Annotated in this window: 17 protein-coding genes and 1 riboswitch; of the genes, 6 read left to right on the top strand and 11 right to left on the bottom strand. The window is 28.8% G+C overall.

Translation table 4 applies throughout. The features are described 5' to 3' along the window. Positions 1 to 40: 40 nt before the first annotated feature. From AC0B4T_RS01165 to AC0B4T_RS01210, 10 genes are all read right to left on the bottom strand, one after another. Positions 41 to 751, bottom strand: coding sequence for a hypothetical protein (locus tag AC0B4T_RS01165; protein ID WP_465102774.1), 711 nt, complete (start codon positions 749 to 751; stop codon positions 41 to 43). Next, positions 738 to 2,729, bottom strand: coding sequence for a S8 family serine peptidase (locus AC0B4T_RS01170; RefSeq protein WP_465102775.1), 1,992 nt, complete (start codon positions 2,727 to 2,729; stop codon positions 738 to 740). The genes AC0B4T_RS01165 and AC0B4T_RS01170 overlap by 14 nt, the downstream gene beginning before the upstream one ends. A gap of 427 nt (positions 2,730 to 3,156) precedes the next feature. Next, complete coding sequence (locus AC0B4T_RS01175) at positions 3,157 to 3,942, bottom strand: hypothetical protein (RefSeq protein ID WP_465102776.1); 786 nt, start codon at positions 3,940 to 3,942, stop codon at positions 3,157 to 3,159. Then, a complete protein-coding gene (locus tag AC0B4T_RS01180; RefSeq protein ID WP_465102777.1) occupies positions 3,942 to 5,735 on the bottom strand; it encodes a S8 family serine peptidase in 1,794 nt (597 codons plus the stop codon). The genes AC0B4T_RS01175 and AC0B4T_RS01180 overlap by 1 nt, the downstream gene beginning before the upstream one ends. Before the next feature lie 332 nt (positions 5,736 to 6,067). Next, positions 6,068 to 6,853: a hypothetical protein gene (locus AC0B4T_RS01185; protein ID WP_465102778.1), complete on the bottom strand. Its 786-nt coding sequence runs from the start codon at positions 6,851 to 6,853 to the stop codon at positions 6,068 to 6,070. Between the two features lie 2 nt (positions 6,854 to 6,855). Beyond that, positions 6,856 to 8,655: a S8 family serine peptidase gene (locus AC0B4T_RS01190; RefSeq protein WP_465102779.1), complete on the bottom strand. Its 1,800-nt coding sequence runs from the start codon at positions 8,653 to 8,655 to the stop codon at positions 6,856 to 6,858. A gap of 327 nt (positions 8,656 to 8,982) precedes the next feature. Beyond that, entirely contained in the window at positions 8,983 to 9,534 is a 552-nt protein-coding gene (locus AC0B4T_RS01195; protein WP_465102780.1) for an inorganic diphosphatase, read from the bottom strand. 46 nt (positions 9,535 to 9,580) lie between these two features. Then, positions 9,581 to 10,258 carry a 16S rRNA (uracil(1498)-N(3))-methyltransferase gene (locus AC0B4T_RS01200; RefSeq protein WP_465102781.1) on the bottom strand — a complete coding sequence of 226 codons (678 nt, stop codon included), beginning with the start codon at positions 10,256 to 10,258 and terminating at the stop codon, positions 9,581 to 9,583. 1 nt (position 10,259) lies between these two features. Next, a complete protein-coding gene (locus tag AC0B4T_RS01205) occupies positions 10,260 to 11,876 on the bottom strand; it encodes an ABC-F family ATP-binding cassette domain-containing protein (protein WP_465102782.1) in 1,617 nt (538 codons plus the stop codon). 62 nt (positions 11,877 to 11,938) lie between these two features. Then, positions 11,939 to 12,208, bottom strand: coding sequence for a hypothetical protein (locus tag AC0B4T_RS01210; protein ID WP_465102783.1), 270 nt, complete (start codon positions 12,206 to 12,208; stop codon positions 11,939 to 11,941). Positions 12,209 to 12,383: 175 nt separating this feature from the next. Between AC0B4T_RS01210 and AC0B4T_RS01215 the strand changes: the two genes are divergently transcribed. Continuing rightward, positions 12,384 to 12,890 (top strand): hypothetical protein, encoded by a 507-nt coding sequence (locus tag AC0B4T_RS01215; RefSeq protein WP_465102784.1) that lies wholly within the window; start codon positions 12,384 to 12,386, stop codon positions 12,888 to 12,890. 139 nt (positions 12,891 to 13,029) lie between these two features. Then, a complete protein-coding gene (locus AC0B4T_RS01220; protein WP_465102785.1) occupies positions 13,030 to 13,908 on the top strand; it encodes a transposase family protein in 879 nt (292 codons plus the stop codon). A 423-nt stretch (positions 13,909 to 14,331) separates the two neighbouring features. Here AC0B4T_RS01220 and secA read toward each other — a convergent pair whose 3' ends face one another. Next, positions 14,332 to 16,851, bottom strand: a complete 2,520-nt coding sequence (gene secA / locus AC0B4T_RS01225) for a preprotein translocase subunit SecA (RefSeq protein WP_465102786.1) — start codon at positions 16,849 to 16,851, stop codon at positions 14,332 to 14,334. Positions 16,852 to 17,314: 463 nt separating this feature from the next. Next, a riboswitch (Lysine riboswitch) is annotated at positions 17,315 to 17,483 on the top strand. Between the two features lie 110 nt (positions 17,484 to 17,593). On the opposite strand from secA, the gene pepF reads away from it, so the two are divergent. From pepF to AC0B4T_RS01245, 4 genes are all read left to right on the top strand, one after another. Then, complete coding sequence (pepF, locus tag AC0B4T_RS01230; RefSeq protein WP_465102787.1) at positions 17,594 to 19,417, top strand: oligoendopeptidase F; 1,824 nt, start codon at positions 17,594 to 17,596, stop codon at positions 19,415 to 19,417. 28 nt (positions 19,418 to 19,445) lie between these two features. Then, a complete protein-coding gene (locus tag AC0B4T_RS01235) occupies positions 19,446 to 22,274 on the top strand; it encodes an OppA family ABC transporter substrate-binding lipoprotein (protein ID WP_465102788.1) in 2,829 nt (942 codons plus the stop codon). A gap of 61 nt (positions 22,275 to 22,335) precedes the next feature. After that, positions 22,336 to 23,511, top strand: a complete 1,176-nt coding sequence (locus AC0B4T_RS01240) for an ABC transporter permease (protein WP_465102495.1) — start codon at positions 22,336 to 22,338, stop codon at positions 23,509 to 23,511. Continuing rightward, a complete protein-coding gene (locus AC0B4T_RS01245; protein ID WP_465102789.1) occupies positions 23,504 to 24,823 on the top strand; it encodes an ABC transporter permease subunit in 1,320 nt (439 codons plus the stop codon). The genes AC0B4T_RS01240 and AC0B4T_RS01245 overlap by 8 nt, the downstream gene beginning before the upstream one ends. The last annotated feature ends 4 nt before the right edge of the window (positions 24,824 to 24,827 follow it).

Raw genomic sequence — 24,827 nt, forward strand, 5'->3', positions numbered from 1 at the left:
TGGTATTTTTTTATAAATGGTAATTAATTTTCTCGATAATTTAATAATATTTTTTAAATTCATTATAATATCAACTTAGCATCCTTGAATAATATGTTTCACGAGGTCCGTAGTCAATATTATTAAAGATCACCTTTTTATTCTTTGGAACCTTAAAAACTCCTCAAGAGTCTGCAAAAGGTGCACGATCAGGAACAATACTGTAACGTTTATCACCAAAAGTATTAATTACTACTTTTTCTTGATTGATAAAAGGTATAAATTTAAATCCTCATCGTGCAGGTGTTTCGTTTCCATAACTGTTTACATATATATATAAATCATAATTTTTCAGCACTTGATAAACTTCTTCATTCCCTAGATATAATTTCTCAAAAGTTTCTTTTAGTTCACTATCAGTTACTTTGGTTTCTTCCCTAGGGTAAAGTTCATGAAATCTATCAATAATAATATTTTCAAATTCCTTTTTATTTTTAATTGTTACAAAATTATTATTTACTAGATTTTGGTCTTTAAAGTAATTATCATTAAAACTACCAATATTATATTTTAGTCTAAGTTTAGTAATATTATCCTTTGATAAGGATCCAGGAATAAATCGCTTTGCTTGTATATAATCATTAAATACTTTATCAACTTCGGTAAATTTCTTTTCAAATTCATAAAATGAATTTTGATTATTACACGAAATTAGTGCAAAAGGCATTGACAATGGTAAACAAGTTAAAAATATTTTCTTAATCATTTTCATCTCGCACCAAATGTGTAACTGCAATTAAATCATCAACTGAATTTGTGAAAGTATTTGTACTAAACTTTTTAATTCTATATCTATATTGACCTGGTACATCAACTTTAAATTCAATAAGTTCATCATTAGTTAATACTGAACCAACACTTTTAACAATGACTCATGAACCATTTGTATCCTTTCGCTCAAGATATAAATCATAATCACTGACCCATTTACCTCCTTGGCGCTTTATTAACTCTTCTTTTTTGAGTCTTGCTTCATCAATGTGGGCTTTATTTCATTCAGATTGCTCATAGGTTTGATTAAAAGACTTAATGAAAGGAAATGCATAATTTCAATAACCTGGACTAATTTCATTATTTTTTAACTGTCCAGCATTAAAAGTTCAGGAACTAGAAATTTTAATTGTTTGATTTCCTTTTAAATTTATTGTATTACTAATAAATACGTCACCATATTCACGAGTAGGGTGAATTTGAATTGTTTGAGCATTATCTGCTGCTTGCAACATCGCTTTGAAATCAACAGTGCCTGCCCCATATTTTTGTGCATATCCACTTGATTTATAAATTACATCATTATGTTTTGGAGTTATAGCAGAAGCAGATAAAATTGCTTTGACAAGCGGAACTTTAAAATCACTATTTTGTATGTGGGGTTTATAGTTAAGTAAATTTGATATAAGACCTGTTACCATAGGTGCTGCATAACTTGTTCCCCATTGGTTGTCATTTATATTGTACACAGGGTTATAAAAGTACGAAGGGGCAACTACAAGAGGTTTGCCCAATGTATCAAATTTATCTTGAATTTTATAATTAGATCTGAAATGAACCTTATTTCCGTTTAAATTATTTTTAGTTGCTGACTCAGAAAGCGCTCCAACAACTATGGAATTAAGAGACAATTTTTTATTTGTAATTAAATGATCTGGTTTATTTCCGTCGTTGCCGGCTGAGATAACATTTATGACTCCATATTTACGGGAAACATAGTCTAGAAAATATGTTTCATCATTATAGCCTTCATAATCTTTACGTCGTGCCCCGTAACTATGATTAATAATTCTAATTCCTTCATTAAGAACCATATTTTCAATAACTCTAGTTCAATCACCATTTTTTCCAGAACTTGTAAATGTTGAAAGGTGTATTTTTGAATTTCTAGATACTCCATAGTAGCCTCCAGCTATCATTGAAACAATTGTGGAATGCTCTTTGTAGTCATGTTGATACACACCTTGCGTTGATGCACCACCTATTTTAATTCCTTTTTTGAAATATTTTAGATAATTATTATCAAAAGGATAGGCTCAAACTTCTAGTACACCTATATTAGTAGCAGGGAGGTTTTCTGCAGTATAACCAACAGCATTAACAATTTCTAAATTTTTATCCATCGAATTTTTAAAATGATAATAACCTTTATTACTTTCATATGGTTCTACGTAATTATCAGGTTTATAAATATCTGTAAGCCATTCTTCAAGGGGTATTGGTCGTTCAGAAACTGCCCTTGTATTTTCATAAATTAAGAATTTATATATTTCAGTTCAATTTTTAATTGATTTAGTAAAAATTTCACGATCTTTTTCACTCTTAAAATAGAACCATGCAACAGGCATCATTTGGCTTACTTTATATTCGGAAAAGTTAAACCCATGAGCTTTAATTTTACTGATAAATTTCTCGTTAAATTCTTTAATTTTTTTCTCGTCATCACCTAAAAAACCAGGATTTAACAATAATTTTAATTCATAATCATTACTTAAATATTTATGGCGTTCAACTCCACTAGAATTTGTAATGGTTATTGATTTTTGAGCTCTAAGTTCAAATTTATCACTTGTAAGATTATCATACCAATTGGTAATTTTTGATGAATAATTCTGCGGCAATATTGCAAATAAACTAGTAAAACTACCTAATGTTGCAATAGGTCATATAAGCAGTTTTTTAATTTTTGTTTTAAGCATTTTTCTCCTTTTTTCTTTTGTTTATGTATTTTGCAAAAAAACTAAATACAACTATTTAATATAAATATTTAAGTTTTTTTTGCATACATATATTATATATTAAAAAATATGTCATTTAGTAAATTACTATAAATCTACTACGTACAAGGTCTACTAGTAGATAATTAGTATGTAGTTATTTTTCTTAGAAGTAAAAAAGAAAGTAATTATAAGCCACACAGAAATTTTAAGGTTTCTGTATGGCTTTACTATCTAAAATATTTTTCCATTTGCTTTTTGGTGTATAACTAATAATACAAAGCAGATGTAATAGATTTGTATGCAAATTAACTCCTTTATATTTTTTTAATTATAATAAATTGCATAAAAATGTCCATTATCAACTAAATAAAAAGCAGAATTTCACTGCAAATTCTGCTTTAATGAATTATTTTAACCACTCATATTCCATTTTAATTTTTAAATCTTTATAATCATTTAAACTAGTTTTATCTACAATGATAAAGAAACTACGGTATCAATAATTAGACCCCAAAGCTTTATCAGAAACTCAAATATTATTATATCCTATTCATGTATATTTATGATTTTGCTGATAATTTTTATCTCAATTTAGTTTTAATGTTTTAGTTGAATCATTATAATTATAATTTTTTATATCTCAACCAAGTTTGCGGCGATCTCCCCTGCCTGGCATACTTGTTGTAATATAATTATTTAATAAAATAATATCTTTTTGGCTAAAATCTACAGTATCAAGTAGCTCTTTAAATTCTTTATTTATAAAATTTGCATCTTTATAATAATTAGGATTTATCTTTAAAAATAAATTTATAAATTCGTTTTTATTTTTAAATAAATATGTGGTATTTTGGATATTTTTATTCGCATAAACTCAATTGTCAACACTTTGATCAACATTTTCGCTAAGACGTTCAGGTGTATTACCATATTCCCAATGAGAATGCAAGATATTTTGGTCACTGTTTGCATATCTATCATTATCTTTTGAAAATAGTTGGGGTGATAATCCTTCTAGAGTAAAAAGGGAACGATCTTTATTTCAATAAGTGTTTGAATTAATATTAGAATGTGATATGAATTGATTATATTCAACTCTATATCATGTATATAAACTTACAGGAACTATTACTAAAGTACTTGCTAAAAATATACTTGAATACTTAATAATTTTTTTCAATGTTTTTTTCATTAGTTTTCTTTTACGTAGGTAATTGCAACTTCAATTTGATTTGTATTATTTGAAAATCTTTGAGCTTCAAAGGTATATCAACCTGATTCTGGAACAGTAAATTCTAAAACTTCAACATTTTTATTGGAAGACATAGAAGATGCAATAACCGATCCTGACGAATTCTTCACATAAAAATCTATATCAGTTTTATCTAAAGTACCATTATATAAAAATGCTAATGATGACCTAATTTTCTCGCCTTTATTAAGATAAACTGATCTTGAGTTATTAAATGAATTTTTACTTTTATCTGTAGATTTTAATAAAATAAGCGATTGCAATGCTTTTTCAATTTTCTTGTAATCAGGAATTCCAAAGCCGGTTTCATTAGTATAAATTTCCTTTACATCTTTTGGCTTTCTTGAACCAGTTATTAAAGCAGATTTAAAGATAATCGAGTCTGAGCCTTGATCAAAATAAGATCTGTATTTTTGTTTCAGCATTCCAGCTATTGCAGCAACTACTGGTGCTGAAAAACTTGTTCCTCGTGCATAGTTTTCTTTTTCGACAAGCTGACCATTTTCTCGAACTTGAGTTTTATCAGTAAATCAATAATAACCACCTGGTGTTACAACAGAAAGATGATTTAGGTCATTCCCAATTTGACTATAAAATGCTTTTTTTTCTAAATTTGAAGAGTCAGTTGAACCAACTATAATGCTATTTTTAGATAATGAAATTTCAAAAAGATCATTTTTTCCATTATTAAATCTATTACCCGCTGCAACAATATTGATTAATTCAGGATTATTGTAAATTAAATCATCTAAATATTTTGATGCCCAATTATATGTCAATAGATCTTTAGGAATTACTTCATCATTATAACCTGGCAAACCTCAACTATTATTCACAATATTTGTGTGCTTTAGCAAGTAATTCATTTCACCAGATATACCATTTCAATTAAAGGCTAATTCAACTGAGACAATACCTAGAGTGGGATTGATTCCCATTTTTCCGGCAATTAATTCTGCAACCTGTGTTGCATGTCTTGATCAATCCTCTCAGTAGAACAATTCATTTCTTCACCATAACCCATTACCGTGTTTTCTGTTTCACTCGAAAGCTTTTGAATGAGTTTCGACAACTCCGTATTCCAAGACACCTATATTTAATTTTGAATTTATAAAATTTCTAAGGTGATTAGATCTTGTTTCTTTATCCAATCCAACATATGAAAAATAATAATTATTCAACATATTTAATTCAAAATCACTATGGTTATACCGATTATCAGGAAATGATTTATTTTCTACTATTGGATTTGCTAATTTGTTCTTGACAAATTCATCATAGTATACCCCAGTTGTAAAATTATAAATTTTTCTATATTCTTTTTGAGTATCCTCAAAATATTTATCTATTAAATTTAATAAATACTTATAGTTAATTCCACGGACATGTGCGATTGATATAACTCCTACATGTTCTTCAAACTTCATTTGAATCTGTTTGCCTAATTTAGTTTCTAAATGTGTTTTTAATGATTTGATAAAATCAATTGAAAACGAACCAAAAACATCAAATCTATTAACACCATAATTGATTTTTTTTGTTTCTGATTCGTCTGATTTATTTGATATTAATAAATTTGTAACATTTACATGTTCAACTTTATTATTTTTAAAGTTTTCTGCTTTCTTACTTTCTTGTTGTGATGTAAAACTAAAACCAAGTGGTAATGCAAAAAAACCAGTTGTTAAACTTGAAACTTTTAAGAAAGTGTTAAGATTTTTGATATTTTTCATTTTGCACCTCCATAATTTTCTAAAAATATCATAAAAATTATAACATAAGTTTACTAAATTTTTATTTTGTTTTTTGGAAAAGTCACTTGCAAAATATTAACAAAATAATTGTTTTTCAATTTTAATATAAATTTTGCATAAAAATATATGTGTAAACAATGGAACACGACAGTGTTTTCTTGTTGGTGTTGCTTGCTTTTGCCGAATATAACCCTCTTTGATTAAAAACGTAAAAAGAACACAAAAATTAATATTTTCATATCTCGTTTTAAAGCCGGACAGAAAAGTTAATATTTTCATGTTAACTTTTCAGTCCGGATTTATATTAAAAATTATTTTAATCACTCATATTGCATTTCTATCTTTAAATCTTTATAATCGTTTAAACTTGTTTTATTAACTATTATAAAAAAGCTTCTGTATCAGTAATTTGAACCTAATGCTTTATCAACTACGCAACCTCACTGGCAATTTGACTTTCACCAATATTTTTTTTGCTCATAATTTTCATCTCATTTTAATGTGAGTGTCTTATTACTATCATTATAACTATATTCTTTAATATCTCACCCTAGTTTTCTCCTGTCTCCGTCCTTAGGCATGAATATATTGACATAATTATTAAGTAAAATAAGATCTTGTTGTGCAAAATCCACCTTATCTAACAATTCTTTATATTGCTTAGTTATAGAATTTTCATCTACATACCTGTCAGGTTCTAGCTTTAAAAATAAATCAATAAACTCTTTTTTAGTCTTAAATAGGTAAGTTGTGTTTTGGATGTTTTCCTTGGAATAAACCCAATTATCGACACTTTTGTTAGCTTCTTTGTCAAGACGTTCAGGGTTATTACCGTATTCTCAAGCTGAAGAAGGCTCTACTTGTTTATCTTTTGAAATTCTATCATTATCTTTATAAAATGTTGATGGATAAGCGCCTTCTAAAGTAAAAAGGGTATGATTATCATTTCAGTAATTGTTAAAATATATTTTAGAATGCTCAGTTCATTCTTTATGTTGAATTCTATACAAAGTATAAAGAGATGTAGGTATAACTAACAATGCTGATCCTAAAAATATAAGAGAATACTTTAAACCTCTTCGCATTTTTCAAGCCATTTTTAGTTATTTTCCTTTGCATATTTAATAGCTACTTCCACAGGATTTGAGTTTTCTGAATATCTATATGCCTCAAATCTATAAAATCCTGAATTGGGAACTACAAATTCAACAACTTCAACATTTTTGTCCGAAGAGTTAGAAGAAGCAACAATATTACCATTTATATCTTTAATTCTAAAATCAATATCAGTTTTATCATTTGTTCCATTGTATAAGAAGGCTAAAGAAGCGCGTATTTTATCCCCTTTGTTCAAGTATACCTGGTGAGAGTTTTTTGATAAATCATTACTTTTGTCAGTTTTAGGTAAGATTATTAAAGACTGGATTGCTTTTTCGATTTTTTTATAATTTGGAATCCCATATCCAGTTTCATTTGTATAAAGCGAATTTATACCATTAGGCTTTCTTGATCCAGTTATCAGAGCAGATTTGAAAATAATTGAATCTGACCCTAAATCAAAATAAGTTTTATACTTTTGTTTTAACATTCCTGCCATTGTTGTAATTACTGGGGCTGAGAAGCTCGTCCCCTTATTATAATATCCACCTGTTCTTAAATTTCCATCCTCATCATAATACTGTGTTCTATCAGTAAATCAATAATATCCGCCGGGAGATACAACTGAAAGATAATTTAAGTCATTACCTACTTGGCTTGAACTTGCTTTATTTTCTCAATTTCATTCACTTGTTGCGCCAACTATGATGCTATTTTTAGACAATGCAATTTCAAATATATCATTTTTCTTTCTGTATGCATTTCCAGCAGCTATAACATTAATGAGTTCTGGGTTATTAAAAATTAAATCATCAAAATATTTTGATGCCCAATTATAAGTTAACATCCATTCAGGGATTGGTTTTTTGTTATCATAGCCTAAACCTCAACTATTATTAACTATATTTGTGTATCATATCAAATAATTCATTTCGCTGCTAAGACCATTTCATTCTAAGTCAGTCTGTACAGAAACAACTGTAAGAGATGGATTAATGCCTTTTTTTCCAGCAATTAATTCTGAAACTTGGGTTGCGTGCCTTGATGATTTTTCTGTATAGAATCACATGTCTCTCCACCATATTCCATTTCCATACTTACGATTTCACTCAAAAGCATTTGAATGTGTTTCAGCAACTCCTCCCTCTAAAACTCCAACATTCAATTTACTATCAATAAAACTATTAAAATGTTTAAACCTTGTTTCCTTATCTAACCCAACAAAAGCGAATATACTATCGTTTTCTTTTTGTGTTTCAAATGAGGAATTATAATATCTACTATCTGATGAGCTTTTATTTATTACTGATTTATTTGCAGTATTAACATATTTGAATTCATCATAATAAATTCCAGTAGTAAAGTTATAAATTTTTCTATATTCCTTTTGATTATCTTTAAAAAATTCTTCAATTAAATCAAATAATTGTTTATTATCAATGCCTTTTACATGGGCTATTGATACTATACCAATATATTCTTCAAATTTAACTTGGACAACTTGTCCTAGATTGTTTTCTAAATGTGTTTTCAATGATTTTATAAAATCAACTGAAAACGAACCAAAAACATCAAATCTATTAACTCCGTAATTGATTTGCTCAGTTTTCGATTCGTTAGATTTTTGTGAAATTACTAAATTTGTAAGATTCACATTTTCTATTTTACTAAGAATTTCATAATTTTCAGTTTTTTTGCTCAAAGTAGGGTTCAAAAAACTAAAACCAAGTGGCAATGCAAAAAAACCAGTTGTTAAACTAGAAATTTTTAAAAATGTTTTAACATTTTTAATGTTTTTCATATCATACCTCCATAATTTTCTAAAAATATCATAAAAATTATAACATAAGTTTACTAAATTTTTATTTTGTATTTTGGAAAGTCACATGCAAAATATTAACAAAACAATTGTCTTTTAACTTTAACATAATTTCTATATAAAAAATGTATGTGTAAACGATCAAACACAGTAGTGTTTTTGTTGGTTTTGCTTACTTTTGCCCAATGTAATTCCCCCTTTGGTTAAAACAAAAAAGTTCACAAAAAATCAATATATTTATGTCTCGTTTTTGTCCGCCTATATAAAAACCCACTTCTGAAAAATTCAGAAGCGGGAATCATATTTATTTTAATTTGGATATTTTTCTGGGTGAAGTTGTTTCATTTTTTCAATGAATTCTTGCTTAGGTAAGTCTCCATATTCTTTCATTAAATTTACACATTCATTATATTCTTGGATTGCATATTCAAGACCTTCAAAACCAGAAACAACTGTAATACCTTCACGTTTTCAATTTTTATATGTGCTAAAGAATGTCTTAATACTATCTAAAAAAGGTAAAGGAAGTTCTTTTAAGTTTTGAATATGATCCAGGCGATAATCATCACTGTGCACGGCGATTAATTTTGTATCAGTTTCACCATCATCGACCATTTTCATAGCTCCAATAATACGGGCACTAAGCTTTGCCCCAGGATGAAAGGTTTCACTTGAATATACTAAAACATCAAGTTCATCACCATCTCAATCTAATGCATTTGGGACAAATCCATAATTACATGGATAGACAAAATCTCCTCTGAGAATTCTGTCTACTTCTATTTCGCCAGTTTTACGGTTATATTCATATTTAATTCTTGAATTTTTAGGTATTTCAATTTTAACGTCTATTTTATTCATGTATAAATTATAATAAAAAAATTAGAAAAAGAATACTTTTCTAATTTTAGATTTTTATTTTACTCATTAAATAAATTGCAGCTGTTTCTGCTCTTAAAATACGTTTTCCAAGACTAACGCATTTAAATCCATGTTTCAAGGCTAATTCGATTTCGTGTTCACTAAAGCCGCCTTCTGGCCCAATTACAAATAAGGTATCTTGGTTTATATCATTTAGCATTGATCTTGAATAATCTTGCTTTTCGTGTGCAATTATTTTTAAATTTGCTTCATGGTGAATTAAATTCTTAAAGTCCATTGGATCGCTGAGCACAGGTAAAATATTACGGAAGCTTTGTTCAGCTGCTCCTTGGATAATTGATTCAAAGCGTTTTTTACGCTTTGTAAACTTGTCATATTTATATAATTCTCCATTAGTATATGAAGTAATTAGGGGAATAATTTTAGTTACTCCTAATTCAACAAGTTTTTGCAAAGCTCATTCAAAACGCTCGTATTTAATTAGGGATAAGGCAACTGTTACATCAAAATCAAATTCATGATTTTGATGTAATTCATTTATTATTTTAGCCTTATCAACCTCCAAAACACACTTGTAAAATTTAGATTGATAAACGCAAATAAATGGATTTTGGTTAATACGGATAACATTTAAATGTTTTACTGTTTCTTTGGGTAAAATAAAATAATCATCTTCTTTTTCAAATACAAAAAAGCGGTGCATTTTAGTCCTGTTGTAATTCTTCGTATTCTTCTAAGGCTCCTCTAAATAAAAAACTATTTTGAGGGTTTTGTAATTCTAAGATTACATTAGCACACTGGTTAACAAAAGCACGGTTATATGTTGTAAAAATTGCGCCACCTTTATAATTATTAATACCTTCAATAACTGAGTCAATGCTTTCGGTGTCTAAGTGATCAAGAGGCTGATCCAAGATTAAGAAGTTAGATTCTAAAAGCATCATTCTTGAAAACATTAAACGAGCTTTTTCCCCTCCGCTAGTTACTTTGACTTTTTTAAAGACTGTGTCATTGCTAAAGAGCATGCGACCTAGGAATCCCCGCATACGAGCATCATCATTTTCTTGGTTTATTTTTTCTTTATTTTCTAAAGGCCATTTCGAAATTCATTCTAAGATATTTTCATCAGTTTCAAAATATGAATTATTATCATTTGGGTAATAACTTGGCGTAATTGTCTGACCTCACTCAATAGTTCCACCCGTGGGTTTTTTAAGACCAATTAAACATTCTAATAAACGTGTTTTAGCAATATCGTCATCACCAACAATAACCATTTTTTCTCCTGGTTTTAATGAAAACGAGACGTTTTCAAATAATAATTCTCCATTTTCATTATGGTATGTTAAATTATCAACATTTAAAATTTGTTTACCATGATCACGGTTCATTTCCCAACGAACATATGGATATTTACGGTTGGATGGTTTAATTTCATCAAGAGTAATTTTTTCTAAAGCTTTTTTACGACTAGTAGCTTGTCGAGATTTAGATGCATTAGCACTAAAGCGAGCAATAAATTCTTTTAGTTTTTCAATTTGTGCCTCTTTTTTAACATTGCTTTGTTTCATCATTTCACGAGCTAATTCTGAAGATTGTTTTCAAAATGAATAATTACCTGTATAAATTTTAGCTTCATTATAATCAATATCAACAATATGGGTACAAATTGAATCTAAAAAATCACTATCATGACTCACGACAATTACAACGTTTGGATAATCAATTAAAAAGTTTTCTAATCATTTAATTGAGCGAAGATCTAAGTGGTTGGTTGGCTCATCCATGATTAAAATATCTGGATTACCGAATAAGGCTTTTGCTAACAAAACCTTAATTTTTTGGTTCGCTGTTAATTCGCTCATTTGTGACATTCATTTATCTTTAGGAACCGCTAAATTACTTAGTAGTTCTTGGGCATCGTTTTCAGCTGTTCAACCACCTAAGTCACCAAATTTCTCTTCTAATTCACCAGCTCTGGTGTAATCTTCTATTGTTGCATCTGGGTTTGCATAAATTGCATCTTTTTCTTGCATAATAGCATATAAATCAGTATTACCCATAATAACAACATCAGTAACATTATATGCGTCATATGCATTGTGGTCCTGGCTTAAAACTGAAATACGTTTATTTTTTTCTTTAATGATTTGGCCACTAGTTGGTTCCACTTGCCCAGCAATAATTTTTAAAAAAGTACTTTTACCTGCTCCATTGGCTCCAATAATTCCATATGTATTTGACTCAGTAAATTTTAAGGTAACTCCTTCGAAGAGTTTTTTGTCGCTAAAGATTTTACTTAAATTTTGTATTTCTAACATTTTTCCTCCGTTTCAAAAATAAAGAACCATAATAAATTAATGGTTCTTATTAAGGTTAATTATTATTTTAGAATTTCTTCAAAGAAAACTAAAAATTCTTTTGCCAAAGGTTCAAAACTAAGTAAGTGTTTTGATTTTAAGGCTAAAAGTACATTGGCATTTTTGTTAGCTTGGCAATTCTTACCGCAAGCTTGTCCGCCAACAGGACGGTATACATTTTCCATATTAGAATCATCTCCTAAAAATCTTTTGAATCTTATTCCCTGTTCTTGAGGATTAATATTAGCATCTTGACGTCTTAATTTTCTTAAATCACTTTTATTTTGTCTCATATTAACTCCTTAATTAAGATTGTGTATTTTGCAGATCTATTATACCACAAACTTACATTATTTATTTAGTATTTTTTAGCTTAATTATTTTGCTGTCCAATGACAACTATTTAGGTCCATATATAAATCCCTTGGAAAATGAACTAATTTAATTAAAATATGGTATAAATTATTTATGAGAATCAAACATAACATAGATAAGTACAAAAACTTAACAAACTACGAACTAAAAAAACAGCAATCTCTCATATTAATTGCTGCTAATATTGAAAAATCTTTATCTCAACTTAGTTTAATTACAAACCTTAGTGTATCAACTGTAAAAAGATATAAAAAAATAATAAAAAGTAATCAAGAAATTGACATCAGTCATAAAAATAAAAATCAACAAAGAAGTTGCAAAGTTACCGATTCAGAAATTGAATTAGTGTTTAAAGATTATTTAAAAACATGTGAAATTATTTTAAACAGTGTTCTAACAAATAACCAACTTTCGTTTAAAAGTTATTATTATTCAGAATATGGTTCTTTTATAAGGCAAAAAATTTCTTACAAAACTTTGGTAAGAAGATTCAACCAATTAGGATTATTTAATATACATACAACCAAAAGAGGAAGAAAAATTGCAAGATTATCAAAGAAAAAAACTTCAAAAAAGATAATATTACTACTAAAAAATTAGTATCAAAAAATCAACCAAAACAAAAACAAGTTTTGAATCTAAAGAAAAATTTAAATTTTAGTGAAATTGTTGAGATTGATGCACAACTTGAGCCATATTTAAAAAATAATAAAGCATTATATCTTTACCATGAATTGATGTGGCAACAGGAACGTTGTTAGCAGCATGATTTGAAGAACAAGAAACAACATTAGGATATCAAAGGCTGTTAGAAATACTATTTAAAAAATACGGATTTCCAAAGAAAATTTATACTGATAAAAGAAGAACTTTTTGGGGAAACGAAAACGCACAAACAATTTTTGAAAAAGATTTAAATAAAAAAGGAATAGAAGTACTCAGTTCATCTAATCCCAAACATAAACCACACGTTGAGAGATCTTTTAGAACATCATTAGATCAATACCCATTATTAATTCATGAAAACGGATATAAAGATATTAACGATTTAAAGCAAAACAACGAAGTATTTCAAAATTATTACAACACGAGGAATAAAAAAATAATTTCTAAACATAATGTCTTTCAAAAAGAAGGAAAGAAAAACGGCAATTGAGCCGTTGATTTAGAGATTAATAGAAAAGTTTTAAATGGTGTTGTTAGATACCAAGGCAAAAACCTTGCAGCTTTCGATATGCATGACAAAAGGATTATATTTCCTTATAATTCTGATGTTGTGTTAGTACATTCTTCTGATGATAATTTGTATTTTAAATATAATGGAAAAAAATACTTTGCCAAAGAACCTAATGGAAAATATCTAAGCTTTACAGAAATGTGAGCTCTTGAGAAAGGTTTAGATTATTCTATCCCTGCCGTTGGAAAACTAGCATTTATCCATAAGAAAACAAACTCATTTTTTAAAACTCTTGAATTATACATCTCAAAGTTTAATAGTGTCTCTGTGAATGCACAAGGAAATAACCTTGAAGCCAATAAGATTATGGCTGAGTATTTAGAGATACTTCGAACATTACACAGAAGCATCAATGATGAAATAAAAATTGATGCATATTAATTTTAATATTTTTTAATAAAAAAGAAAATAATAAAATAGAAAACACGGCCACGTGTTTTCTGGAAGTTTTGCTTACTTTTTCAAAAGTAAGGCCCCCTTGATTGCAATCAAGGGCGGGGGGGGGGTTTAAAATCTTTTTGTTTCATTTTGAAATTTTATAGTTAATTTAATAATATACATAATCATATCTTAATTTTTTAGACAGTAAAAACATCAAAAAATATATAAATTTTCCAATTTAGTTGCCAAAGAAGAAAAAAATTTTTTTGGTTTGTTTTTTCGTTATCTTTTTTGCGACAAAGGAATCCATAATATAAATCAAAAAATAAAAAAATGATTAACCCCAACAGTCTGGGCAAAAAATTAAAAAAGTAGTGCAAAAAAGTAGTTATTCTACACATTATTTATTTAGTATTTTTTAGCTTAATTATTTTGCTGGTTATTTGATAAATCAGCAGTACGTTTTTGCAATTCTTGGTATTTTGCCACAACTTCTTTTTCAAATTCTTCAATTGTTTTAGAAGTATCAAAGGTGAAGACTTGCATCATCGTTTGGAATAAAGGATCCATTCTCATTGCTTTGGTAATTAATGATTTTTTACCCATGCGATGTTTAAGAATTTGAATCATAACTTTATAAGCAATATCATTAATCATTGCTTCAAATAACTTAGTTCCTTCTTCTGTATACACTTGATAAGGATTTTTTTGCGAATATTGCACTAAATTAACGTTGGAGCGTAATTTATCCATGCGGTTAATTTGACGTTGTCAACGCGCGTCTAAAACGGATAGAATGGTTTGTTTTTGTAATGAAGCAATTTCTGATTCTTCAGCATTATTTTTAGCATTCTTAATTCATTCTTCATATAATGAAAGAATAATATTAGCAATATATTCAGGTAAGTCAGTTTCATGGACTTTAACTATATCTGAAATATCAAAGTTAAATGAAACTAATTGACCAATATTTTCATTTAAAAATCTAACTAATGCATCATAATCATAATTGTGATGTGTATTAAATTCATCGTTTTGAACAACTGATTTAGCAGCTGATGCAAACATTCTTTTAATAATAAAATCAACATTTGAACTAGTTAAAATTAAATCACGTTGGGCATAAATTAAATCCCTTTGTTGGCGAATTACATCATCATAATTAAGCACTGATTTCCGAGAATCATAGTTAAAACCTTCAATTTTCTTTTGTGCATAATTAAATTGTAATCTTAATGTTTTACTTGATATTTCATTGCCTTTTTTATCTGCATAAGCTTCTTGGAATTGTTCATATGAAGCAAAACGCTTGATAAGTTGGTCTTCTAAGGAAACTAAGAATTTACTCGTTCCAACATCACCTTGACGTCCTGAACGACCTCTTAATTGGTTATCAATACGCCTTGCTTCGGCTTTATCGGTACCTAAAACATATAAGCCACCTAAAGCAATTGCTTCTGGAGTAGGTTTAATATCAGTTCCCCTACCTGCCATGTTAGTTGCAATTGTAACTGATTTAACTTCTCCAGCTTTAGCAATAATTTCAGCTTCAGAAGCATTTTGTTTAGCATTTAAAACAGTATGAGGTATTCCCCGTTTTAAAAGAAGTTTATGCAAGACTTCTGAATCTTCAATTTGCGAAGTCCCAACTAAAACGGGCTGACCTTTTTCATATAATTCTCAAACTTTTTCCACCACAGCATTTCATTTATCTTCTGAATCATAAAAAATAGAATCAGGCTCATCTATTCTAGCAATTGGTTTATTTGTCGGCACAACATTTACACGTATATTATAAATATCAATGAATTCCTGCTCTTCAGTTTTACCAGTACCTGTCATTCCACAAAGTTTTTTGAACATTCTAAAGAAGTTTTGGTAGGTAATTGTGGCTTGAGTTTTGGTTTCTGGTTCAATTTCAATTTGTTCTTTAGCCTGGATAGCTTGCTGCAACCCTTCTGAATAGCTCCGACCATCCATAATTCTTCCTGTAAATGCATCAACTAGTTCTATTTTTCCGTCTCTTACAATATATTCAACGTCAATACGCATAATTTTATGAGCTCTTAATGCATTTTGAATTAGATGAATTTTTTCGCTATTTTCCATATTATAAATATTTGGAGTATTGAAAAATTCATTTGCCCTTTGAATTCCTGAGTGTGTTAAGGCAACAACTTTCGATTCTTCATCGATAATATAATCTTGGTGTGATAAAGTTCTTACAAATTGATCAGCAGCGAAATATGTACTAATGTCTTCTTTTTCTCCTCCAGAAATAATTAACGGTGTTTTAGCTTCGTCTATTAAAATTGAGTCAACTTCATCAATCAAACAAAAATATAAACCACGTTGTACTTTTTCGTGTTTATTAGTAACCATGTTGTCTCTTAAATAGTCAAATCCTAGTTCAGAATGAACTGAGTAAGTGATATCACAAGCATAGGCGGCTCGTTTTGAACTTGGGTCTAATTGGGCTTTATTAATTCCAACCGTTAAACCAAGGAAGTTAAATACTTCACCCATTTCAATGGCATCACGTTCTGTTAAATATTCATTAACAGTTGAAACAATTGCTCCTTTACCAAGTAAAGCATTTAAATAAACTGGAGCAATTGAAGTAATTGTTTTACCTTCACCTGTTTTCATTTCAGCAACTGAACCAAGGTCTAGGAGTAACCCTCCTAATATTTGAACATCAAAAGGTCTTTTGCCTAAAACTCTTTTAGTTGCTTCGCGAGCAATTGCAAAAACATCCTCACGGATATCTTCTAGTGTATAACCTTGTTTAAGTAAATCCTTAAAAAAGGATGTTTTTGATTTCAATTCTTCATCAGTAAATTTTGAGACTATTGCTTCAAGTGAATTAATTTTCTTTAATGATTTTTCAGCAATTCTCATTTCAGTAGATTTAAGGTCAAAAATATTGCTTATTTTTTTCATAACTTATATTATATATTAAAAATTTAAATTTGAAGGTTTGAATAATTTCAATTATTTAGGTAGTTAATAAACTATTAATGTAAATGTCACATGCAAGCGCTTTGCATGTGACATTATTTTTTTGTCTGCCTTGTAATAAAATAATGGTATTAATAAATTTTCAAAAATTAAAGGAGACTATAGAATTATATCAAAAATTTAGAAAAATATATTGTTAGACAATTATTTTGTTAATATCTCGCAAGTGACTTTTCCAAAAAACACAAACTAAAAAACAAAAAATATTTTTCTTGTTTTTAAAATTTATATGATATAATTTGCTCATGAAAAACAAAAGACTCATTACACTGATTAATATTAACTCTATTTATACTATGTTATTCCATAACATTTGTATGTTTTAATATTAATCTGTTGAGTTGTTATTCATAACAGATTAATAAGTTTAGAAATCTGTTATGAAGATTACTATAGAGGAGCTTTTAGGATTAGTAAATATTTCAGTAGGCATACATAGAATATTGAAAGGACATAAAAGCCGAAGCATTTAAGGTGGCAATTTTAAATGCTGGTAGAAAGTCATAAAAGATTTCTACTCTTGGGTGTTTATCGCCCTTGGAGCTATAGATTTACATTTCTATTAATAATAATTTGGGTTTTTAAAACCTTATTTAATTTATATTATTAAATTAGTCTTGTAGATTTATACTCTACAAGATTTTTTGATTTAAATGGAGGTTTTGTGGAAATTAAACAATATAAAAATCATAAGGATGTTGAAGCAAAATATCGCTGAGATTTAGAAGATTTATTACAGGGTAAAAGCTTAGAATATTGAATTAATCAATATCAAAATATAACAAAAAAACGGATCGCAGTAAAAGATTCAAAATATGATTCAATTGATGCTTATTTAGATGATATTAAATTAGAACAAGAGCAAACTATTATTTCTAATAAGATTTATAACTATATTTCTAATAATTTGAGTACTGATTTAAATAATGCTCAATATATTAAATGAGAAAAAGATTTTGAATATCAAGCTTATTTACTAAATCAAGAATTTGGATCTGAGTTACCACGTTTCTTTAAAAATATTGACAAAATGAAAGTATGGAAAGATGATCCAAGGTTAAAAAGTTATAAACGAGCTATTGAAGATTTAATAGCATCACAAAAATATAAATTAGATGATAAAGTAGAAGAATACTTAGTGCAAAGTTCACTAGGTGCACCTAACCCACATTCTATATTTAGTATTTTAAGTGATAGCGAGCTTGATTATGGTTATGTAAAGATGCCAAATGGTCAAAAAACTAAACTTGACCCAATTAAACGTAATAAATTATTGAAATCAAGCGATAAAGAAGTTCGCAAGCAAGCTTATCAAAAATATTGAGATGCTTATTATAAGCATAAAGATTCTTTTGCAGAAATATTGTATCAACATTTTAATATGCTAGTTTCAGAAGCAAAAGTACGCAAGTATGATTCAACAGTCCATATGTTGACTTATGAAGACAAAATAAGTGACGAAATTTTGCAAACTCTATTTCAAAAAGTTGCGCAGAAAAAACAAATTTTGAAAAAGTATGTTCGTAATTTAAAAATATTTTATAAAAAACGTTTTGGTGAAGAATTTCACGATTATGATTGATCTCGTGAACTAGTTAAAGTTAAAACGTCATATTCAGTCAAAGAAGCTAACGACTTAGTTTTAAAAGCGCTTGAACCTTTTGGCTCTGAATACTACAACCAAGTATGGAAAGCCCTAAATGAAAATTGAGTTGACTATATGAGCACAACTACTAAGCGTTCTGGTGCTTATAGTATTGGTGCTACATATGGTATTGATAAAAAATATATTTTAATGAATTTTGATGGGATGTTACGTAGTGTTGAAACCTTGGCCCACGAATTAGGTCACTCAATGCATTCGTATTATTCTGATAAACATAATGATATTAATAATGCAAGTTATCCAATTTTCTTGGCTGAGATTGCTTCTATTTTTAATGAATTAATGTTATTTGATTATTTAATTACAAACTCAAATAATGATAAATTAACTTTCTATTTATTAAATAATCTTATTAGTGGTTTTAGCGGCACTGTGCATAAGCAAGTTTTATGAGCTAACTACGAATATGATTTATACAAAGCAATTGAGCAAGGAAGGGCTAGTTCAAGTTATGATTCAATTAGTAAAATATACTTTGAAAATGCTAAAAAATATACTTTAAATGATTCTTTAAAGTATACACCTAAAGGAACCATTCAATCGATTTATGTACCGCATTATTATTATGGTTTCTATGTCTATAAATATGCAATTGGACAATTAGTTGCAGTTTATTTCTTTAAACAATATAAAAAATATGGCGCCCAGGCTCTTGAAAATTACATTCAAAACTTTTTAGGTGCCGGTGGTAACGATTATCCGTTAGAGATATTAAAAAAAGTTGGTGTAGACCTTACAAACAGCAAATTTTATGATGAGGGATATGATTATTTAGAAGACCTCATTAACCAATGAATCAAAATTGGAAAAAAATTATTTTAAACATTACTATTAAATAAAAGGAATTATTATGAAAAAAAGAAAATTATTTTTATTTGCAAGTACATTAAGTGCACTTGCCTTACCAATAGCCACTGTAGCTTGTGGCAATAGTGGTGATAATATTTTAGTCACCGAAACATTTGCGAACTATGCAAAACAATACATTTACCGTAATCAATTTAACTCTAAATATGAACAATCTGCTGGCGAGTTTGATGGATCTAAGTATTCTGGTTCAATCAGTGGTTCATCAGCGGGTGTAGGATTAGCTTCATCAGGTTTCTTATTTAGACACGAAGGATCTGGCAAAGCTGAATTTTTTGAAGAAGAATTAATTAGTGCTGACGGTATTAATGCAGTCAAAAAAACTTATGTAACTAAACCTTCAACCTTAAAATGAACCTTAGAATATGCAAAATCTATTAAACTATATGTTGATGGTAAAGAAGTTGTTTATGATAATGATAAAACTGAGCCTTTAGGAGCTCCGACAATTGATGGGAAATATTATGCATCATCTTTCATAGAATTAACCAGCAATGATCCTAAATCAATCAACAATCCTAAATTTTTTGATGACTTATCAAAAGCATCTAAATTTGAAATTGAGGTTGATGAATCTGCAAATTGGGTAGATTCAACTGGTACGAAAACAAATTACAAAATCGTTGCTAGAGATTTCTATTACGGAATTTTAAGAACTTACTTACATTCAGATACTAAGGCACGTCTTGAAAATGGTGGATCAAAACACTTAGACGAAACAGCTAAAACAATTATTCCAAATTCTGCTGGTACATTTGATGAGAAAAATACCTTCAGTAATAAATATTTATACGGACTGTACAATATTGATTTTGACAAAATAATTGACGAAAGTTCATTTATTAAAAAAGATGGTGACAAAAATTACTTAGTATTTCAAAAAGTTGATCCAAATGCTACCGCACAATTTGTAGAATTCTACAAAAGTATTTTATTTGGTAACTATGATTATGTTCCAGCACCAAGTCAATACATTGATGAAATGAACAAAAATCTAGCTGAACTAAGAAAGTTTGTCCCACTCCAAAAAGAAAAAGGTAGAGAAGCAACAATCGCAAGTGACCTAGCAAAAGCTACTGGTAAAACTAAAGACTCAGCAGTATACTGGTATGGGCTTACCAATGATACAACTTTATATGCTGGTAGATATTACTATAAAGGATATGATGCTACTGATTTAACAAAACGTTGAGTATTAAATACAGAATATAAAGATCAAGCATATGTAAATACACCTGGTAGATTAAAAGAATTACAACATGTCTATCTTAATGCACCTGTTGATGCAAATGTATATAAAAGTCAAAACTATAATGCATTTATTTCAGGAACTACTTCAGCAATTTCATTTACACAATTAGATGCAAATACTCAACAAAAAATCATTAAAAATAAAGACGTTTTTGGACTAAGCAAATCTCAAAGTTCAAACAAAAAATCAACTTTAGGTTACTACTATTTATCAGTAATCCCAAATTATGGACAAAACAAAGAATTTAACGATAAATATTTTAATGATGCATTTGCAAAATTACTTTGAGGAGCAACTCATGAAGAACTTAACAAAGGTACAGCAACAAATACTTTAACTTACACAACAACAGGAAGAGGGGCAGAATTTAGAAACATTATTACATCAGCAATTAACTGAGATCATGCTGCTAAAGAATCACTTCAACCTCTTGATGGTATGGCTTGACTTACTGGTGTTGCCCAAGATACACCATTTGTAAATACTGACACAGATACACCGAGAAAATTAGCCGACCAAATCAACGAACTTTTTGTTGTGGATCGCAACACTAATCAAAGAGTTGATCTTGGTGGTAACTTAGGGACTGAATTAAGACCTAGTGAAAACAATGTAGTTGGACAAGCGGCTGATCAAAAATATCAATCTGCTGCTTATCAAACACTAAAAGAACGTTTTAAAACCCTAGTTGATGAATTTTACAATGAAAATCCAGCTTACAAAGAAGATAGCGATAAAGAGAAAGGAAATAGTAAAATTAGATTTGTGATTTCATATAGATTTACTAATTATAATGAAAAAGAACAACAATCACTTTTAAACCAAGTAAAGGTACTTAACTCATTATACCCTGAAAGAATGAATGTTTCTGTTGTAAAATTAGATCCACAAAATGCTACTAAATCATTACAAAGTTACTTCTTATATTCACCTTCACCAGCTGAACTAATTGGCTGAAATTCTGATTATGAATTAATTAACGGTTCAAATGACTATAGATCATGAAAATATGCAATGCCAATTCTTGCTGCAATTGCTTATGATGAGCAATATAGTACAAAAGTTGCTTTAGCATATCCAACTTTATTCAAAGCAGCTCAGAAATTAAAAACTTATTTAGAATTAAATAAGGAAACTTTAAAAATATCAATTCCAGTTGAAAAATGGTCAAAACTCACAAATAAAGATTTACACTCATTGCCAGATTATTTAGGTCACAAACTTGTGGACGAAGAAAAATCAACTGATACAAATGTTGTCTTAAAAGATATACCAAAAGAGGATACAACTAAATATCTTAGTGCATACGAACTTTCTGCATACTACTTATTGTGATTGAATACAGATACAACACATGCATTAACTAAAGATGAACTTATTAAATTTACAAGCGAATTAACAAATATTTCTGGTTTATTACCTAACCCATTCTATACTTCAACAACAAACGGAATTTCAGATGTTTTAGTAAACCCTAACTATATTTATCCTAATACACCTAACGAAAGTGATTACTCAACTTACTTAGTGAGACTAGAAGAACCAAAACAAGATAAATAACATAAACAGCAATAAACATGATTGTTTATTGCTTTGTGTTTTATGATAGAAAGGAAAATTAATGTTAAAATACATTTTACAAAGGATCGGCTTTGCTATTTTGACTTTGCTAATTATTGTTTTTGTAGTATATGTGTTAACAGCTCAGTTTTCTGTTAATCCATTTGTAGAAAAAGCATTAGCAACTTCAGAATCTAGTAGTAACAATAATTCAAATAAAGAATTATTAAAAAAGCTTTTTAATGATTCAGTAAGATACCATTTTTTACCCGCTTCTTGAGCCAATCGTTATGATGAATTTGAAAATGTTTGACTCAACTATCGCTTAAGTCCGTTTACCCGCTTTGGATATTGACTTAGTGATATTTTTACAAACAAACAAAACCCATTTGGAGAACCATTTAATGAAAATATTTTCCAACAAACACAAACATCATCAATTTCGGAATTATTCTTTAAATACTTAAAATTATCAATAATTATTACTCTTCCGGCGTTCTTTATTAGTGCTATTATGGGTATTGTGCTTGGTACAGTTGCTGGGTACAAGCGGGGAACAATATTTGATGCAGGAATTAATGTTTTTTCGCTGTTCTTTATTGCCTTACCATCATTTATTATTGCCCCAATCTTAATTTCAATTTTATTAAGGGTTAATATTACACCAAACTTCATTAACCCATATTCAGCACAAAGTTCACAAGTTTACACTAAAAGCCAAATTTTCTTGTCTTGAATACCGCCTATTTTAATTGTAGTGCTCGGTTCTTTATCTGGGTATATTACTTATACAAGAAACCAAGTCATTACGGTTTTAACATCAAATTATGTATTAATCGCACGTTCAAAAGGATTAAAACAATCTGAAATTTTCTTCAAATATGTCTTAAGAAATATTTCAATTCCTTTAGCAGCAATTTTAATTCCTTCATATATTGGTTTATTAACTGGAGGAATTGTTATTGAAAGATACTGAAATATACCTGGTACTTCAGAAATTATTGCCCAATCTTTCCCACAAGGGGAAATTAACATTATTATGTTCAACACAGTCTTCTTCACATTTTTAGGTGTTATGACTACGATTGTTGTTGACATCTCATATACTATTTTAGATCCCAGAATTAAATATTCATCTCAATCAGGGTTTAGTTATTGACAAATATTTATGCGTACTATGCAACGTAATAAAGATTTTGTAAAACACAAGCAATTACAAGGAGGAATAAATGACTAGTAAAGAATTTAACCAAAAATATAAACTAAAATTGGATAATATTACTAATCCATTTGCTTTTGCTCCTCAAACCAATAACTTTAGTAACGTTGCCGGTAAGCCAAAAAAATTAATGGTGGAAATCTTCAAAAGATTCTTCAAAAGTTGGCCTTCAGTTTTATTCTTAATTGTTTTTTTAGCAGTCTTTATAACATCGATAGTCGTAACAACTTATTCAAACTATAGTGCAGATATTTCGGTAGATCAAACTACCAAACTTAATTTAATTGGTGAGAAAGCTGGCCTAACCACTAATACAGGTTCATCATTTGTAAAATCTTTACCTGCAATTTGAGCTGGTAAAATAAATTCTAAGTTAGTTTTTAGTGATAATTACTTTACTGAAAATGCCTTAGCTTGACAAAAAGCGGACTATTATGGCGGGTATTTATGAAATCAGTTTAACAAACCAGAATACTTTACTCAAGATCTGACAAGTGGAAATTTAGTTAGATATATTGATTTTTACAAATGGTATGAAATTGACTCGGTGCATATTGTTTTAATTAATTCTGGCATTAGCCCAATAATTTCTGCACAAGAGGCTGCTAAATATTACCAAGAAATTTTAGCCGCTAACCCACACATTAAATTAGGAACTTATTTAGGAACTACAAGTACTGGTATTGATATATGAACTCAAAGTTGAATTGGAACTTGAAGAGCAATTAGACTTGCTTTAGTTGTTGCTACCTTACAAACCTTAATTGGAGTTGCTATTGGATCCTACTTAGGGTTTCATGTTGGAAAGCCCGCTGATACAATTATCATGCGTTTAATTGATATTTTTTCAGCTCCACCAACTTTAATTTGGTTATTATTATTTGCTACTTTATTTGGAACAACTGACTTAACTTTAGGTTTTGCTTTAATCTTTGTTGGTTGAGTTGGTTCAGTTGGTAGAACAAGATTATTTATTATTACAGTTAAGGATTCAGAATTTATTACCGCCTCTCAATCAGTTGGTGCTTCAAAAGTCCGTTTAATTTATAAACATGCATTGCCTTCAATTGTTGGTAAAGTTGCAACTAGCTACGTTGCATCAATTCCGTCAATTATTCTTTCAATTTCATCACTTGCCTTCTTAGGTTTCTTTAAATCTGATAATGCAAACTTAGGAAAAATTATTTCTTCAGCCCCTGCTGAAGCTGCCACAAATATTTGGACCTTGTTACTTCCATCATTAATCTTACTTTCAATTTCGGTTTCGCTACACTTCATTGCTTTAGGTGTCCATGATGCATTAGACCCAAAAGTTATTAAATCAAAATAGGAGG

This window comes from Mycoplasma sp. 10961 (assembly GCF_055523525.1).